This window comes from Neobacillus sp. BP17, assembly GCF_059579525.1.
The window spans coordinates 1,819,883-1,835,041 of the sequence record NZ_CM184198.1; the positions used below are offsets into that span (position 1 = coordinate 1,819,883).

The window sequence follows — 15,159 nt, forward strand, 5'->3', positions numbered from 1 at the left end:
CGTGTCTAGTAATTATGGTATGATACTTCTTGTGACTTGAGCTGATACCTATCAGATTGTAGTCTTATAACGATGTTCCGCTGCAATGGATTTAGAAGTTTGATGTGCATGAGCGTCTGTTGGAAGGAGTTGAAAACGATGCAAAAATTGATTGAAGAAATCACAAAAGAACAACTTCGTACTGATCTTCCTGCTTTCCGTCCTGGTGACACTGTACGTGTACACGTTAAGGTTGTCGAGGGTACTCGTGAGCGTATTCAGTTATTTGAAGGTGTTGTGATTAAGCGTCGTGGTGGTGGAATTAGCGAAACTTTTACAGTTCGTAAAATTTCTTACGGAGTAGGCGTTGAGCGTACTTTCCCAGTACACACACCAAAAATTGCGAAGCTAGAAGTACTTCGTCGCGGTAAAGTTCGCCGTGCTAAGCTTTACTACTTGCGTAACCTTCGCGGTAAAAAAGCAAGAATTAAAGAGATCCGATAATAGAAGAGAAAAAGAGCTTGCTCGAAAGCAGGCTCTTTTTTTATGTATATTGATTTGAAACCCTTAACGATATATTTGGAGTTAACCAATTTATTGCTTGTTTTTTAACAAATTATTAAAGTTTGATTAAAAAATATGTTCCCATCGTGTTAAATTTGTTGAAGTTATGTAAAATAAGCTTTATAAAACATTTTTTTACTGAGATTGGCGGGGATTGCGATGACAAAAAAGAAAAATGAACTCTGGGAATGGACAAAGGCCCTTTTGATTGCAGTTATCTTAGCTGCTGTTATTCGATACTTTTTATTTGCTCCAATTGTTGTCGATGGGTTATCGATGATGCCTACATTGAAGGATCAGGATCGAATGATAGTAAATAAGTTTAGTTATAATATTGGGGAGCCAAAGCGGTTTGATATCATTGTCTTTCATGCTCCTGAGCAAAAGGATTATATAAAACGCGTAATTGGACTGCCCGGCGACACCATTGAGTATAAAGATGATACATTATATGTTAATGGAAAAGCGTATAAAGAGCCATATTTGGATAAATATAAAAAAGAAGTTGAGGATGGACCGTTAACCGATCCATTTACCTTGGATGAAACAGCTGTTGGTCGTAAAACCGTTCCAAAAGGTGAATTGTTTGTCATGGGTGACAATCGTCGCTTCAGTAAAGATAGTCGCCATATTGGGACCATTTCTTATGATAAAATTATTGGTAAAACAAGTTTCGTTTATTGGCCATTAAATGATGCCCATATTGTATCAGTGAAATAGATTTTACTACACAGTTACAGCGCCTTGATCAAGGCGCTTAAGCTTTTAGAGGAGGTGGCCGGGTCATGACAATCCAATGGTTTCCAGGCCATATGGCTAAGGCTCGCAGAGAGGTTACAGAAAAGTTAAAGTTAGTTGATATTATATTTGAATTGGTGGATGCGAGGATTCCCTACTCTTCGAGAAATCCAATGATTGATGAAATTATTCAGCATAAGCCAAGGCTTGTTTTGTTAAATAAAGCAGATATGGCTGATCGGGATGCAACTAAGGAATGGATAAACTTCTTTGCCGAAAAAGGAATTAAAGCACTAGCAATTAACTCCCAGGCTGGGGAAGGTATGAGAGATATTGCGCAAGCTTCACAAGAAATATTAAAAGAAAAATTTGACCGTCTCAGAGCAAGAGGGGTAACGAATCCACGGGCGATTCGAGCAATGATAGTAGGAATTCCTAATGCCGGTAAATCGACTTTGATTAATCGGTTAGCGAAGAAAAATATCGCTAAAACGGGTAATACTCCAGGTGTTACCAAAGCCCAACAATGGATTAAAGTAGGTAAGGAAATGGAACTTCTAGACACGCCGGGAATATTATGGCCAAAGTTTGAGGACCAAGAAGTTGGCAAAAAACTGGCCGTTACCGGAGCAATCAAAGATACACTACTGAACCTCCAAGATCTCACGGTTTATGTACTTAGGTTTTTAGAAAGAGAATATCCTGAGCGCTTAAAGGAGCGTTACAATCTTGAAACTCTTCCTGACGATGTTGTCGAGATGTTTGATAAAATAGGTGTATTGCGCGGATGCCTTGCAGCTGGAGGTATCGTTGATTATGATAAAGTATCTGAACTAGTCATCAAGGAAATTAGGTCAGAGAAATTTGGCCGGATAACATTTGAACGACCTGATGATATTATTACTGAATAAGAATTAGTTTTTACTCTCCCGACGGAGAGTCTTTTTTATGGATTTTTCCCAGTATTTATCGAAGGCTATTTTGCCTTATATCTTGTAATATAATTGTATAGAAAATAAAGGAGCATCCTAAATGAAATATCGATCTGCATTTGATATTATTGGTCCAGTCATGATTGGACCATCAAGCTCTCATACCGCAGGCGCAGCTCGAATTGGCCGTGTAGCAAGAACCTTATTCGGTCAGCTGCCAAAGAAAGCAGTCATCTCATTGTACGGTTCATTTGCAAAAACCTATAAAGGACACGGAACAGACTTTGCCATTGTGGCTGGACTGTTGGATTTAGATACATTTGATGAACGAATGCCAAAATCCTTGGATATTGCAAAAGAAATGGGGTTAGAGGTGATCTTTTGTACTGAAGTGGCAGTAACAGATCACCCTAATACCGTGAAAATAAATTTGTATCATGAAGATAACGAACTTGAACTCGTTGGGATTTCAATTGGCGGTGGAACGATCGAGATAACTGAATTAAATTCATTCCCATTGAAACTTTCGGGTGAACACCCTGCAATATTAGTTATACATCAAGACCGTTTTGGTATCATTTCAGCCGTAACAAGTGTGTTATCAAAATATGAAATTAACATAGGGCATATGGAAGTTTCGCGTTTAGAAAAAGGTGAAATGGCTTTAATGGTTATTGAAGTGGACCAAAAAATTGATAACAGGGTAATTGAGGAATTACAACAGCTTTCCAATGTATCGCAAATCATTCGAATGGCTGAATAGATTGACTTAAGGACACATCTGGAGGTGTTTATATGTTTCGAAATGTAGCGGAACTTGTGCAACTTGCAGAGGAAAATCAAGTTAAAATTGCAGAAATCATGATTCGTCAAGAAATCGAAGTTTCAGGACTTTCTAGAGAAGAAGTTCTAGCTAAAATGGATAGGAATTTAGCAGTAATGGAACAAGCGGTGGAAAGAGGTTTGAAGGGAGTACACTCCCATACAGGCCTAACTGGCGGCGACGCAGTGTTGCTTCAAAACTATATTAAGAGTGGCCGAGCCCTAGGGGGGACGATTTTGTTAGATGCCGTTAGTAAGGCTGTGGCAACTAATGAAGTGAACGCTGCGATGGGTGTGATTTGTGCTACACCAACAGCTGGTTCAGCAGGCGTAGTACCAGGAACATTATTTGCAGTAAAAGAAAAATTAAATCCAACTCGCCAAGAAATGATAGAATTTTTATTTACGGCAGCGGCATTCGGCTTCGTAGTCGCAAATAATGCCTCTATTTCAGGCGCTGCAGGTGGATGCCAAGCAGAAGTAGGTTCAGCGAGTGGAATGGCAGCTGCGGCGATTGTTGAATTAGCAGGCGGTTCGCCTAAGCAGGCAGCCGAGGCGATGGCGATCACCTTGAAAAATATGCTTGGATTAGTATGTGATCCAGTTGCTGGTTTAGTTGAGGTTCCTTGTGTAAAACGGAATGCAATGGGCGCATCTAATGCGATAACAGCTGCAGATATGGCGTTGGCGGGAATTACAAGTAGAATCCCATGTGACGAAGTCATACATGCTATGTTTTTAATAGGTCAATCCATGCCATCTGCTTTAAGAGAAACAGCCGAAGGCGGACTTGCAGCGACTCCAACAGGGAAAAGATTAGAACAAGAAATTTTTGGAAATGACAAACCATTCAAATTAAAAGACTTAGTATTATCCTAAAAAGTATGAATAACACCCAATGCGAATGAAAGATTGGGTGTTATTTTGCTTGTTAATAGAAAATGATAAGATCGAAATTGCAGGTGATAGAATGAAACAATTAACCATCGCAGAGATTGAAAAGCGAATAGAAAATATCGTGATCGAATCTGATCCGTTCTTATTGGACCTTCTTCAAGATGAGCGTAAAGGTGTTCAACAGTTGGTACATAGATGGAAAAAGAAATATGCCGAGAAACAACAGCTAAAAGAAAAATTTGCTGAAATGAATGTTTATGAACATAAATGGCGTTTAAAAGGTTTTGAAATGATTGCAGGTGTTGACGAAGTCGGAAGAGGACCGCTTGCAGGTCCAGTGGTTGCAGCGGCTGTCATTTTGCCACATGACTTTTTTCTTGCAGGAATTGACGACTCTAAAAAGCTGTCTGAAAAAAAACGTTTGGAATACGATTCAATCATTAGAAAAGAATCCATTGCCTTCAGCATTTCTATGATTCATGCACAGGAAATTGATGAAATGAATATTTATCAAGCGACAAAAAAAGCAATGAATGTTGCTATTGCATCTTTAGAACCTAAACCAGACTTTTTACTTATTGATGCAATGAAACTTGAAATTCCCTTCCCCTCTGAATCTATTATTAAGGGTGACGCCAAAAGTATTTCAATCGCTGCAGCATCGATTATAGCAAAAGTAGCAAGAGATACATTGATGAAGGAAATTTCACAAACCTATCCAGTCTATGGATTTCAACAAAACATGGGCTATGGAACGAAAGAACATATCGATGCAATTAAACAACATGGAATTACATCGTATCACAGAAAGACCTTCGCACCAGTCAAAGACTTTGTTTAAGGAAATCAACAGACTAGTTTAATGTAGCCATACAAAAAAGATTGTCGATTTAAAACCCGAAATCCTTCGGATTTGTCGACAGTCTGTAATAAAAAACAGGCAAAGCTTGTTTTTTATTATTATATTAGGAAACAATTTATTCCAAATGAGGTGCTAACTTCCTGTGTGAAATCGAAAAAAATAATTGACAATTTAGAGTATTTCTAAGAAGTATATAATTTTTTAGCATAATGGTAGACAAGGTATGTATCATTATATAAAATGAAAACGGAGTCAGTTTTTAGAAGAGTTTGAATAGGAGGATGGGAAATGAATATCCATGAGTATCAAGGGAAAGAGATCCTCAGAAAATACGGGGTTGCGGTTCCAAATGGAAAAGTAGCGTTCACTGTAGAGGAAGCAGTGGAAGCAGCGAAAGAATTAGGTACACAAGTTTGTGTAGTAAAAGCACAAATCCATGCTGGTGGACGGGGTAAAGCCGGCGGTGTTAAAGTAGCAAAAAACCTTGATGAGGTTCGTACATATGCAAGCGAAATCCTCGGAAAAACTTTAGTAACACACCAAACAGGTCCAGAAGGTAAAGAAGTGAAACGCCTGCTTATTGAAGAAGGCTGTGATATCAAAAAAGAATACTATGTTGGACTAGTATTAGACCGTGCGACATCTCGAGTTGTTTTAATGGCTTCAGAAGAGGGCGGTACGGAAATTGAAGAGGTTGCTGAAAAGACTCCAGAGAAAATTTTCAAAGAAGAAATTGATCCGGTTGTAGGCTTACAGCCTTATCAAGCACGTCGCATTGCATTCAATATTAATATTCCAAAAGAATTAATTAATCAAGCTGTTAAATTTATGACAGCGCTATACAATGCATATATCGATAAAGATTGCTCCATCGCAGAAATTAATCCGCTTGTTGTTACAGGTGATGGTAAGGTAATGGCTCTTGATGCAAAATTAAACTTTGACTCGAATGCTCTTTATCGTCAAAAAGACGTTCTTGAGTATCGTGACCTTGAAGAAGAGGATGCAAAAGAAATCGAAGCATCTAAATACGACTTAAGCTATGTTGCTTTAGACGGAAACATTGGTTGTATGGTTAATGGTGCAGGTCTTGCTATGTCAACGATGGATATAATTAAACATTACGGCGGCGACCCTGCTAACTTCCTTGATGTTGGGGGCGGCGCAACAGCTGAGAAAGTTACAGAAGCATTCAAAATTATCCTTTCTGATCCAAACGTAAAAGGTATTTTCGTTAATATCTTTGGTGGAATCATGAAGTGTGATGTTATTGCTGAGGGTGTAGTAGAAGCAGCTAAGCAGGTTGGTCTAAGTGTTCCGCTTGTAGTTCGCTTAGAGGGAACAAACGTTGAATTAGGTAAGAAAATCTTAGCCGAGTCAACTGTTGAAATTATTGCTGCTGAATCCATGGCTGATGGCGCACAAAAAATCGTTTCATTAGTGAAATAGGATCATAGAAAGGGGAATTAATGTGAGCGTTTTTATTAATAAAGATACAAAAGTTATTGTTCAAGGGATTACTGGTTCAACTGCCCTTTTTCATACAAAACAAATGCTTGAATATGGAACACAAATTGTTGGTGGGACATCTCCAGGTAAAGGCGGAATGGAAGTAGAAGGCGTTCCTGTCTTTAATACGGTTAAAGATGCTGTTGTTGCAACAGGTGCTACAGCTTCTGTTATTTACGTACCTGCACCATTTGCTGCCGATGCGATTATCGAAGCTGTCGATGCTGAGTTGGATCTTGCCATTTGTATCACTGAACATATTCCAGTTTTAGATATGGTAAAAGTAAAACGTTATATGGAAGGCAAAAAGACCCGCTTAGTTGGTCCAAACTGCCCGGGTGTGATCACTGCTGATGAATGTAAAATCGGAATTATGCCTGGTTACATTCATACAAAGGGACATGTTGGTGTTGTATCCCGCTCTGGAACATTAACATACGAGGCTGTTCATCAATTAACCCAAGCTGGTATTGGTCAAACAACTGCTGTCGGTATTGGTGGAGACCCTGTGAATGGAACAAACTTCATCGATGTTTTAAAAGCATTTAATGAAGATCCTGAAACATACGCTGTCATCATGATTGGTGAAATCGGCGGTACAGCTGAAGAAGAAGCAGCTGAATGGGTGAAAGCGAACATGACAAAACCTGTAGTCGGCTTCATCGGTGGACGTACAGCTCCTCCAGGGAAACGTATGGGCCATGCAGGTGCGATTATTTCAGGTGGTAAAGGTACGGCAGATGAAAAGATTCGTGTCATGAACGAGTGCGGAATTAAAGTTGCTGATACTCCATCTGTTATGGGTGAAACTTTAATTGAAGTGTTAAAAGAACAAGGTTTATACGAAAAGTGTAAAACACACTAATATTTACTGCTAGTGTTTAACAATCAGTCCCTCATAAATGAGGGGCTATTTGTCTAATCTAAAATTATAAGGAGGAAATTATTAAAAATGGACGACTTTAAGGAGAAACTGATTTCTTTGTTACATTATCCAGATATTTCTTGGAGCACCGTTTTCCAAATGCTAAAAAAAGACCCAACCCTGAAAAACGTCTATAAATTCCAAACCCATTTCCCACACCAGACTAGTTTATTTTCACCTAGTACCTCAAGTAACTCTTCAGATAATTCTTCTAACTCTTCATTTAATCCTGATATCATTCGAGATCAAATCCGCCAATACGAAACCAATGATATAGCTGTGATCACTATTCTAGATAAAGAATATCCTTCATTGTTAAAAGAAATTTATCAACCACCATGGGCATTGTTTGCCAAGGGTGATCTCTCCCTCCTCGAAAAAGACCCCAAACTTGCCGTAGTTGGTTCCCGTCAGGCTACCCAGTATGGAAAAAATGCTATTCGAGTGATTTTTCCTGGTTTAATAGATAAGGGAATCCTTATAGTAAGTGGTTTGGCAAGAGGGATTGACGCACTTGCACATGAATATGCGATAAAAAATGGTGGAAATACTATTGCCGTGATAGCAGGTGGGTTTTATCATATTTATCCAAAGGAAAATATGAACTTAGCTTTAGAAATGATGAAAAATCAACTTGTTCTTTCAGAGTTTCCCCCGGATACTAAGCCGCTCAGATGGCATTTTCCATCGCGGAATCGAATCATTAGTGGTTTGTCTAAGGGGACCTTTATTATAGAAGCAAAGCGAAAAAGCGGTTCTCTGATTACCGCCAATTTTGCGGTCAATGAGGGAAGAGAGGTATTTTCCTTACCTGGAAGCATTTTTAACCCTTATTCAATCGGAGCAAATGAACTAATTCAACAAGGGGCAAAGCTGGTAACCGGTGCGGAGGATATATTAGTTGAAATTAGATAAAACTCTAGATTACCTATAAATTTTTAAGAAAAAATTGTTTATTTTTAAAGGTTTTTATGAATAAATGGAGAAATTAGCTTAAAAAGGTTGCAATAATTTCTAATTTGTTATACATTTTCCAACAGATGTTCGAAAAAAAGAATATTTGCACATGGAATAAATAATTATGTAAAACACATATAAAAGAAAAACTTTGGGATAGGGCAGTTTTGTAAAGTATTTTCTCCGGTCATTTTAGGTAAAACTGGTATGTAGGAAAGCTTCTCACATGAAAAGCACCTTAGAAACAGAAATTTTGCCAGAATCGGGGCGCTTCTACACTTTCCCTCTTAAGGAGGATATTTAAATGGCTGATTTTCTTGTAATCGTTGAATCGCCGGCAAAAGCGAAAACGATTGAACGATATTTAGGAAATAAATATAAAGTAAAAGCTTCAATGGGACATATTCGCGATTTGCCACGGAGCCAAATGGGGGTTAATGTAGAAAATAGCTATGAACCAAAATATATAACGATTCGTGGAAAAGGTCCTGTTTTAAAAGATTTAAAAACAGCAGCTAAAAAAGCGAAAAAAATTTATCTCGCAGCTGACCCGGATCGTGAAGGGGAAGCAATTGCATGGCATTTAGCCCATAGTTTATCAGTCGACATTAGTTCTGATTGTCGAGTTGTTTTTAATGAAATAACAAAAGATGCGATAAAAGAATCCTTTAAGCATCCACGTCCAATTAATATGGATTTGGTGGATGCCCAGCAGGCACGTAGAATTCTCGACCGGCTTGTGGGCTATAATATCAGTCCTCTTCTCTGGAAAAAGGTAAAGAAAGGCTTAAGTGCAGGTCGAGTTCAATCTGTTGCTGTCCGTCTTATTATCGATCGAGAAAATGAAATCAAAGCCTTTGTCCCAGAAGAATATTGGACGATTGATGGCGAGTTTTTAAAAGGAAAAGACCATTTCAGTGCCCAATATTTTTCCTTAGCAGGCAAAGAAAAATTTGAACTTAAATCCGAACAAGATGTTCAAAGCATTCTAAGCCAAATGGATGACAATAAGTTTAAAGTCATGTCAGTTACAAAAAAAGAACGAAAAAGAAACCCTGCGCCACCTTTTATAACTTCATCTTTGCAACAAGAAGCAGCCCGAAAATTAAACTTTCGAGCTAAGAAAACGATGATGCTTGCACAGCAGTTATATGAAGGGATTGAGCTTGGAAAAGAAGGAACGGTTGGTCTGATTACATACATGAGAACGGATTCAACAAGGATCTCAGATGTCGCACAAACCGAGGCTGCTGAGTACATCCGCTCAGAGTATGGGGAAGATTATTTAAAAGATGAGCAAAGAAAAGAGAAGAAACAATCGAACGCCCAAGATGCACATGAAGCGATTCGCCCGACAAGTACTTTAAGAGATCCCAATAGCTTAAAATCATTTTTATCAAGAGATCAACTGCGTCTATATAAATTAATCTGGGAACGGTTTTTAGCGAGCCAAATGGCACAAGCTGTTATGGATACTATGAGTGTAGACTTGCAAAATGGGAATGTTCTATTCCGAGCAAATGGTTCAAAAATCAAGTTTCCTGGTTTTATGAAACTTTATGTTGAGGGTTCAGATGACAATGTAGATGAAAAGGATAAAATGCTTCCAGATCTAAAAGTTGGGGATGAAGTATTTAAAAAGGACATCGAGCCTAAGCAGCACTTCACTCAGCCACCTCCAAGGTATACGGAGGCAAGATTGGTTAAGACACTGGAAGAGCTGGGAATTGGCCGTCCGTCGACATATGCACCAACCCTCGACACAATTCAAAAGCGGGGGTATGTAGCACTCGATAATAAAAGATTTATACCTACCGAGCTTGGTGAAATTATCGATGAGTTAATTTTAGAGTTTTTCCCAGATATTCTAGACGTCGAATTTACAGCAAAAATGGAACAGGGCTTAGATAATATCGAAGATGGTAAGGTCCCTTGGGTCAATATTATCGATGAGTTTTATCAAGATTTTGAAATTCATCTTAAAAAAGCTGAAGAAGAAATGCAATCGGTTGAAATCAAAGATGAGCCTGCAGGGGAAGATTGTGAGAACTGTGGGAACCCTATGGTCTTTAAAATGGGACGGTATGGGAAATTTATGGCTTGCAGCAATTTTCCTGATTGCAGGAATACAAAACCAATTGTCAAAGAAATCGGAGTAACTTGCCCGAGTTGTAAAGAAGGACAAATCATTGAGCGTAAAAGTAAGAAGAAGAGATTATTTTACGGGTGCACTAAATACCCTGCATGTGAATTTATCTCTTGGGATAAACCACTTCCAAGGGAATGCCCTAAATGTGAAGGCATGCTGGTTGAAAAGAAATTAAAAAAAGGCGTGCAAGTTCAATGTGTTAGTTGTGATTACAAAGAGGAACCTCAAAACTAGGGGGAAGAGTGGACAAAGTCCACTCTTTTCATTTTGTTTTAATCATAATTAAAAACATTTCCACATTACTTAAAACTTTTTTCTTTTTCATTCGTATAGTACAATGCAAGATGGACTAAATTGTGGGAAAGGTAATGATAGGTATGTGAACTTTTCCACATTTACATAAACCAAGGTTAATATTAGGAGGATAATAAATGAAGGATGCTACTATAAATGTAATTGGGGCTGGTCTTGCAGGAAGTGAAGCAGCATGGCAAATTGCAAAACGCGGGGTTAAAGTAAGACTTTATGAGATGAGACCAGTGAGGCAAACTCCTGCCCACCATACAGATAAATTTGCAGAATTAGTTTGCAGTAATTCTTTGCGTGCTAATACATTAACAAATGCAGTAGGTGTATTAAAAGAAGAAATGAGAAAACTTGATTCCGTCATCATCGCGGCGGCTGACGCTTGTTCTGTACCTGCCGGGGGTGCCCTAGCAGTGGACCGACATGAATTTGCAGCTAAAGTGACTGAAATGGTAAAAAATCATGAAAATGTGACGGTAGTAAATGAAGAAGTTACGGAAATTCCTGAGGGCATAACAGTTATTGCCACTGGCCCGCTAACAAGTCCGGATCTTTCTGAAAAACTTAAGGGGCTGACAGGTGAGGAATATCTTTATTTTTACGATGCCGCTGCACCAATACTTGAAAAAGATAGTATTGATATGGAAAAAGTTTATTTAAAATCCCGTTATGATAAAGGGGAAGCAGCATACCTGAACTGTCCAATGACTGAAGAAGAATTTAACCGTTTTTATGACGCACTAATCACTGCTGAAACAGTTCCTGTAAAAGAATTTGAAAAGGAAGTTTTTTTTGAAGGGTGTATGCCCATCGAAGTAATGGCGTCACGTGGAAAGAAAACGATGCTGTTCGGTCCGTTAAAACCAGTAGGATTAGAGGATCCAAAAACAGGAAAAAGGCCCTTTGCAGTAGTGCAGCTTCGTCAAGATGATGCGGCTGGAACACTTTTTAATATTGTCGGTTTTCAGACACATTTAAAGTGGGGCGCACAAAAGGAAGTCATTCAATTAATTCCTGGCTTAGAAAATGCAGAAATTATCCGTTATGGTGTGATGCACCGGAATACGTTTATCAATTCTCCAAAAGTCTTAAAAGCGACCTATCAATTCCGGAACAGAGAAGATTTATTCTTTGCCGGTCAAATGACAGGGGTAGAAGGCTATGTTGAATCTGCGGCAAGTGGGTTAATCGCAGGAATAAATGCCGCGCGGTTAAGCCAAGGATTGGATCCACTTGAATTTCCGGAAGAAACAGCGATTGGAAGTATGGCGCATTATATTACGACTACCAACGCTAAGAATTTCCAGCCAATGAATGCAAACTTTGGTTTATTTCCCGAACTGCCGGTAAGAATTAAAGGAAAGCAAGAGAGAAATTTACAGCACGCAAATCGAGCGCTAGAAACAATTCAGAACTTTGTGAAAGTTTTGTAAAGTTTATTGCAAGGGAATTAGAAGTATGTTACGATTTAGTAGCCCTTGCGAAGAAAATATTATGACAAATGTGAATATTTTCTTAAAGTTAATTATAGAGTATTTACAAATTGAAATTTCACATGTTACATAATTATCTGTGCGAAAATTAAATCGAAATCACTCCAAAAGGAGGTTCATCTTTATGAACCAATTTCATGCGACAACGATATTTGCAATCCATCATAATGGTGAATATTCAATGTCAGGTGATGGACAAGTGACATTTGGTAATGCGGTAGTGATGAAACACACAGCAAGAAAAGTAAGAAAGATATTTAATGGAAAAGTACTTGCTGGTTTTGCCGGTTCTGTTGCAGATGCATTTACCCTTTTTGAACTATTTGAGGGAAAATTAGAGGAATTTAACGGAAACCTTCAGAGAGCAGCGGTAGAGCTTGCTAAAGAGTGGAGAAGCGATAAAGTGCTCAGGAAGCTTGAAGCAATGCTAATTGTTATGAATCGTGAATATTTACTGCTTGTATCAGGAACTGGAGAAGTAATCGAACCTGATGATGGAATTCTAGCGATTGGCTCGGGTGGTAACTATGCGTTATCCGCTGGCCGTGCCTTAAAGAAATACTCAGGAGACCACTTGTCTGCAAAGGAAATAGCGAAAGCTTCTTTAGAAATAGCGGCAGAAATATGTGTGTATACCAACCATAACATTATTGTGGAAGAGCTATAACGGAAGGAGACTTATATTATGGGAAGAACCACTAATTTAACCCCTCGTCAAATCGTTGAAAAACTTGATCAATATATCATTGGACAAAAGGATGCCAAAAAAGCAGTGGCTGTTGCCCTTAGGAATCGATTCAGAAGAGGATTGTTAAATGAAAAACTTAGGGATGAAATTATCCCTAAAAATATTTTGATGATCGGGCCAACTGGCGTGGGTAAAACGGAAATTGCCAGAAGAATTGCTAAAATTGTCGGCGCTCCTTTTATTAAAGTTGAGGCTACCAAGTTTACGGAAGTGGGCTATGTTGGGCGTGATGTTGAATCCATGGTTAGAGATCTTGCTGAAACCTCTGTACGTTTAGTGAAAGAAGAACGAATGCAAAATGTGAAGGAACGGGCTGAGGAAAATGCAAACAGCCGACTGGTCGATTTACTAGTTCCGTCCGCTAAGAAAGCAAATAATTTTAAAAATCCTCTTGAGATGCTCTTTGGCAGTGGCAATCCGTCTACAGATACAGAAGCTCAGCAAGAAGATTATTCGATCACAGAAAAAAGAAAAATTGTGAAAGAAAAATTAGCATTAGGGCAGCTTGAGGAAGAAATCGTTACAGTGGAAGTAGAAGAGCAAACACCATCCATGTTTGATATGCTTCAAGGCTCAGGGATTGAACAAATGGGAATGAATATGCAAGATGCATTAAGCAGCTTTATGCCTAAAAAACGCAAAAAGCGCAAATTGACTGTTCGTGAAGCTAGAAAGGTGTTAACTAGTGAAGAGGCTTCTAAGCTAATTGATATGGATGAAGTATCGTCTGAAGCAATCTATCGTGCGGAACAAAATGGAATCATTTTCATAGATGAGATTGATAAAATTGCTAGCAAGAACTCTGGAGGATCTTCAGCAGATGTATCAAGAGAAGGTGTCCAACGAGATATTTTACCTGTGGTTGAAGGTTCAACAGTTGTAACAAAATATGGTTCAGTAAAAACAGATCATGTTTTATTTATTGCAGCCGGTGCATTTCACATGGCCAAACCTTCAGATTTAATTCCGGAGCTTCAAGGGCGCTTCCCGATTCGTGTTGAATTAACGAAATTGACTGTGGAAGATTTTTTCAGGATCTTAATCGAACCTGATAATGCACTAATAAAGCAATATCAAGCATTATTGGAAACCGAAGGTATACAAATTGAATTTTCTGACGATGCTATTCGTAGAATTGCTGAAGTGGCATATGAAGTAAATCAAAATACAGACAATATTGGTGCAAGACGTCTTCATACCATACTTGAAAAGCTTTTAGAAGATTTATCTTTTGAGGCACCTGATATTTCGATGGAGAAAGTTACTATTACACCACAGTATGTAGATGATAAACTTGGTGCTATTTCGAAAAACAAAGATTTAAGTCAATTTATCCTATAAAAGTGAACATTTGTTTTATGAAAATTTTGGAAGCGGTGTTCATTTATTAGATACCTAAAATGTAGAAATTATGCTTGATTAAAATTTAATAATGGTTGTAGTTACTTAGGAGGAAGAAACAGATGGATTTACTTACAAAAACTAGAAGAATTAACGTATTATTGCAAAAGGCGGCTGGAAAACCAGTTAATTTTAAGGAAATGTCCGAGACATTGAGCGAAACAATCGAAGCAAATGTGTATATTGTCAGCCGTCGCGGGAAGCTTCTTGGTTTTTCAATTTATCAGCAAATTGAAAACGAAAGAATGAAAAAAATGTTTGAGGATCGTCAATTTCCTGAAGAATATACAAAGGGCTTATTTAATATTCAAGAAACATCTTCTAACCTTGATATTGAAAGCCAATATACTGCTTTTCCAGTGGAAAATGGAGATTTATTCCGTACAGGATTAACCACAATTGTGCCGATTATTGGTGGAGGGGAGCGTCTTGGAACACTCATTCTTGCAAGATTAGAAGCGAAATTCCATGATGAAGATTTAATCCTTGCAGAATATGGGGCAACAGTTGTAGGAATGGAAATTCTCCGTGAAAAATCAGAAGAAATTGAAGAAGAAGCAAGAAGTAAAGCCGTTGTTCAAATGGCGATTAGTTCATTATCATATAGTGAGCTTGAAGCGATTGAGCATATTTTTGAAGAACTGAATGGCCGTGAAGGGTTATTAGTTGCATCTAAAATTGCAGACCGTGTTGGAATTACCCGTTCAGTTATCGTTAACGCTTTAAGAAAGCTTGAGAGTGCTGGGGTAATTGAATCACGTTCACTTGGTATGAAAGGAACATATATCAAAGTCTTAAATGATAAGTTCTTAATTGAATTAGATAAACTAAGAGCAAATTAATTAAACTATTCCCTAGCTGAGCTAGGGAATTTGTT

14 protein-coding genes are annotated in these 15,159 nt (G+C 38.2%); all 14 read left to right on the forward strand.

From position 1 onward, the window contains the following. Nucleotides 1–138: 138 nt before the first annotated feature. The 14 genes from rplS (at nucleotide 139) to codY (ending at nucleotide 15,124) form a co-directional block, all read left to right on the forward strand. Nucleotides 139–483 (forward strand): 50S ribosomal protein L19, encoded by a 345-nt coding sequence (gene rplS, locus AC4QJR_RS08840; RefSeq protein ID WP_026566443.1) that lies wholly within the window; start codon nucleotides 139–141, stop codon nucleotides 481–483. A gap of 219 nt (nucleotides 484–702) precedes the next feature. Continuing rightward, nucleotides 703–1,263, forward strand: a complete 561-nt coding sequence (lepB, locus tag AC4QJR_RS08845; protein WP_098571674.1) for a signal peptidase I — start codon at nucleotides 703–705, stop codon at nucleotides 1,261–1,263. Between the two features lie 65 nt (nucleotides 1,264–1,328). Continuing rightward, nucleotides 1,329–2,192, forward strand: a complete 864-nt coding sequence (ylqF, locus tag AC4QJR_RS08850) for a ribosome biogenesis GTPase YlqF (protein WP_098571675.1) — start codon at nucleotides 1,329–1,331, stop codon at nucleotides 2,190–2,192. Nucleotides 2,193–2,313: 121 nt separating this feature from the next. Further along, entirely contained in the window at nucleotides 2,314–2,976 is a 663-nt protein-coding gene (gene sdaAB / locus AC4QJR_RS08855; protein ID WP_496525915.1) for an L-serine ammonia-lyase, iron-sulfur-dependent subunit beta, read from the forward strand. 32 nt (nucleotides 2,977–3,008) lie between these two features. Beyond that, nucleotides 3,009–3,914 (forward strand): L-serine ammonia-lyase, iron-sulfur-dependent, subunit alpha, encoded by a 906-nt coding sequence (gene sdaAA / locus AC4QJR_RS08860; protein ID WP_251456101.1) that lies wholly within the window; start codon nucleotides 3,009–3,011, stop codon nucleotides 3,912–3,914. Nucleotides 3,915–4,005: 91 nt separating this feature from the next. Then, nucleotides 4,006–4,773: a ribonuclease HII gene (gene rnhB, locus AC4QJR_RS08865; RefSeq protein ID WP_496526644.1), complete on the forward strand. Its 768-nt coding sequence runs from the start codon at nucleotides 4,006–4,008 to the stop codon at nucleotides 4,771–4,773. Nucleotides 4,774–5,082: 309 nt separating this feature from the next. After that, nucleotides 5,083–6,243, forward strand: a complete 1,161-nt coding sequence (gene sucC / locus AC4QJR_RS08870) for an ADP-forming succinate--CoA ligase subunit beta (protein WP_251456099.1) — start codon at nucleotides 5,083–5,085, stop codon at nucleotides 6,241–6,243. Nucleotides 6,244–6,265: 22 nt separating this feature from the next. Continuing rightward, a complete protein-coding gene (sucD, locus tag AC4QJR_RS08875) occupies nucleotides 6,266–7,168 on the forward strand; it encodes a succinate--CoA ligase subunit alpha (protein WP_098571679.1) in 903 nt (300 codons plus the stop codon). Between the two features lie 87 nt (nucleotides 7,169–7,255). Next, nucleotides 7,256–8,143: a DNA-processing protein DprA gene (gene dprA / locus AC4QJR_RS08880; RefSeq protein ID WP_098571680.1), complete on the forward strand. Its 888-nt coding sequence runs from the start codon at nucleotides 7,256–7,258 to the stop codon at nucleotides 8,141–8,143. Nucleotides 8,144–8,489: 346 nt separating this feature from the next. Beyond that, nucleotides 8,490–10,568 carry a type I DNA topoisomerase gene (gene topA, locus AC4QJR_RS08885; protein WP_496525916.1) on the forward strand — a complete coding sequence of 693 codons (2,079 nt, stop codon included), beginning with the start codon at nucleotides 8,490–8,492 and terminating at the stop codon, nucleotides 10,566–10,568. A 197-nt stretch (nucleotides 10,569–10,765) separates the two neighbouring features. Then, entirely contained in the window at nucleotides 10,766–12,073 is a 1,308-nt protein-coding gene (gene trmFO / locus AC4QJR_RS08890; RefSeq protein ID WP_496525917.1) for an FADH(2)-oxidizing methylenetetrahydrofolate--tRNA-(uracil(54)-C(5))-methyltransferase TrmFO, read from the forward strand. A gap of 184 nt (nucleotides 12,074–12,257) precedes the next feature. Then, entirely contained in the window at nucleotides 12,258–12,800 is a 543-nt protein-coding gene (hslV, locus tag AC4QJR_RS08895; protein ID WP_088086376.1) for an ATP-dependent protease subunit HslV, read from the forward strand. Between the two features lie 18 nt (nucleotides 12,801–12,818). Continuing rightward, complete coding sequence (gene hslU / locus AC4QJR_RS08900) at nucleotides 12,819–14,222, forward strand: ATP-dependent protease ATPase subunit HslU (protein WP_496525918.1); 1,404 nt, start codon at nucleotides 12,819–12,821, stop codon at nucleotides 14,220–14,222. 122 nt (nucleotides 14,223–14,344) lie between these two features. After that, nucleotides 14,345–15,124: a GTP-sensing pleiotropic transcriptional regulator CodY gene (gene codY / locus AC4QJR_RS08905; protein WP_496525919.1), complete on the forward strand. Its 780-nt coding sequence runs from the start codon at nucleotides 14,345–14,347 to the stop codon at nucleotides 15,122–15,124. The last annotated feature ends 35 nt before the right edge of the window (nucleotides 15,125–15,159 follow it).

Coding starts and splice junctions, on each gene's coding strand:
- trmFO (WP_496525917.1), top strand. CDS start 10,766: ATGAAGGATGCTACTATAAATGTAATTGGGGCTGGTCTTGCAGGAAGT.
- sdaAA (WP_251456101.1), top strand. CDS start 3,009: ATGTTTCGAAATGTAGCGGAACTTGTGCAACTTGCAGAGGAAAATCAA.
- lepB (WP_098571674.1), top strand. CDS start 703: ATGACAAAAAAGAAAAATGAACTCTGGGAATGGACAAAGGCCCTTTTG.
- dprA (WP_098571680.1), top strand. CDS start 7,256: ATGGACGACTTTAAGGAGAAACTGATTTCTTTGTTACATTATCCAGAT.
- ylqF (WP_098571675.1), top strand. CDS start 1,329: ATGACAATCCAATGGTTTCCAGGCCATATGGCTAAGGCTCGCAGAGAG.
- topA (WP_496525916.1), top strand. CDS start 8,490: ATGGCTGATTTTCTTGTAATCGTTGAATCGCCGGCAAAAGCGAAAACG.
- rnhB (WP_496526644.1), top strand. CDS start 4,006: ATGAAACAATTAACCATCGCAGAGATTGAAAAGCGAATAGAAAATATC.
- hslV (WP_088086376.1), top strand. CDS start 12,258: ATGAACCAATTTCATGCGACAACGATATTTGCAATCCATCATAATGGT.
- sdaAB (WP_496525915.1), top strand. CDS start 2,314: ATGAAATATCGATCTGCATTTGATATTATTGGTCCAGTCATGATTGGA.
- rplS (WP_026566443.1), top strand. CDS start 139: ATGCAAAAATTGATTGAAGAAATCACAAAAGAACAACTTCGTACTGAT.
- hslU (WP_496525918.1), top strand. CDS start 12,819: ATGGGAAGAACCACTAATTTAACCCCTCGTCAAATCGTTGAAAAACTT.
- codY (WP_496525919.1), top strand. CDS start 14,345: ATGGATTTACTTACAAAAACTAGAAGAATTAACGTATTATTGCAAAAG.
- sucC (WP_251456099.1), top strand. CDS start 5,083: ATGAATATCCATGAGTATCAAGGGAAAGAGATCCTCAGAAAATACGGG.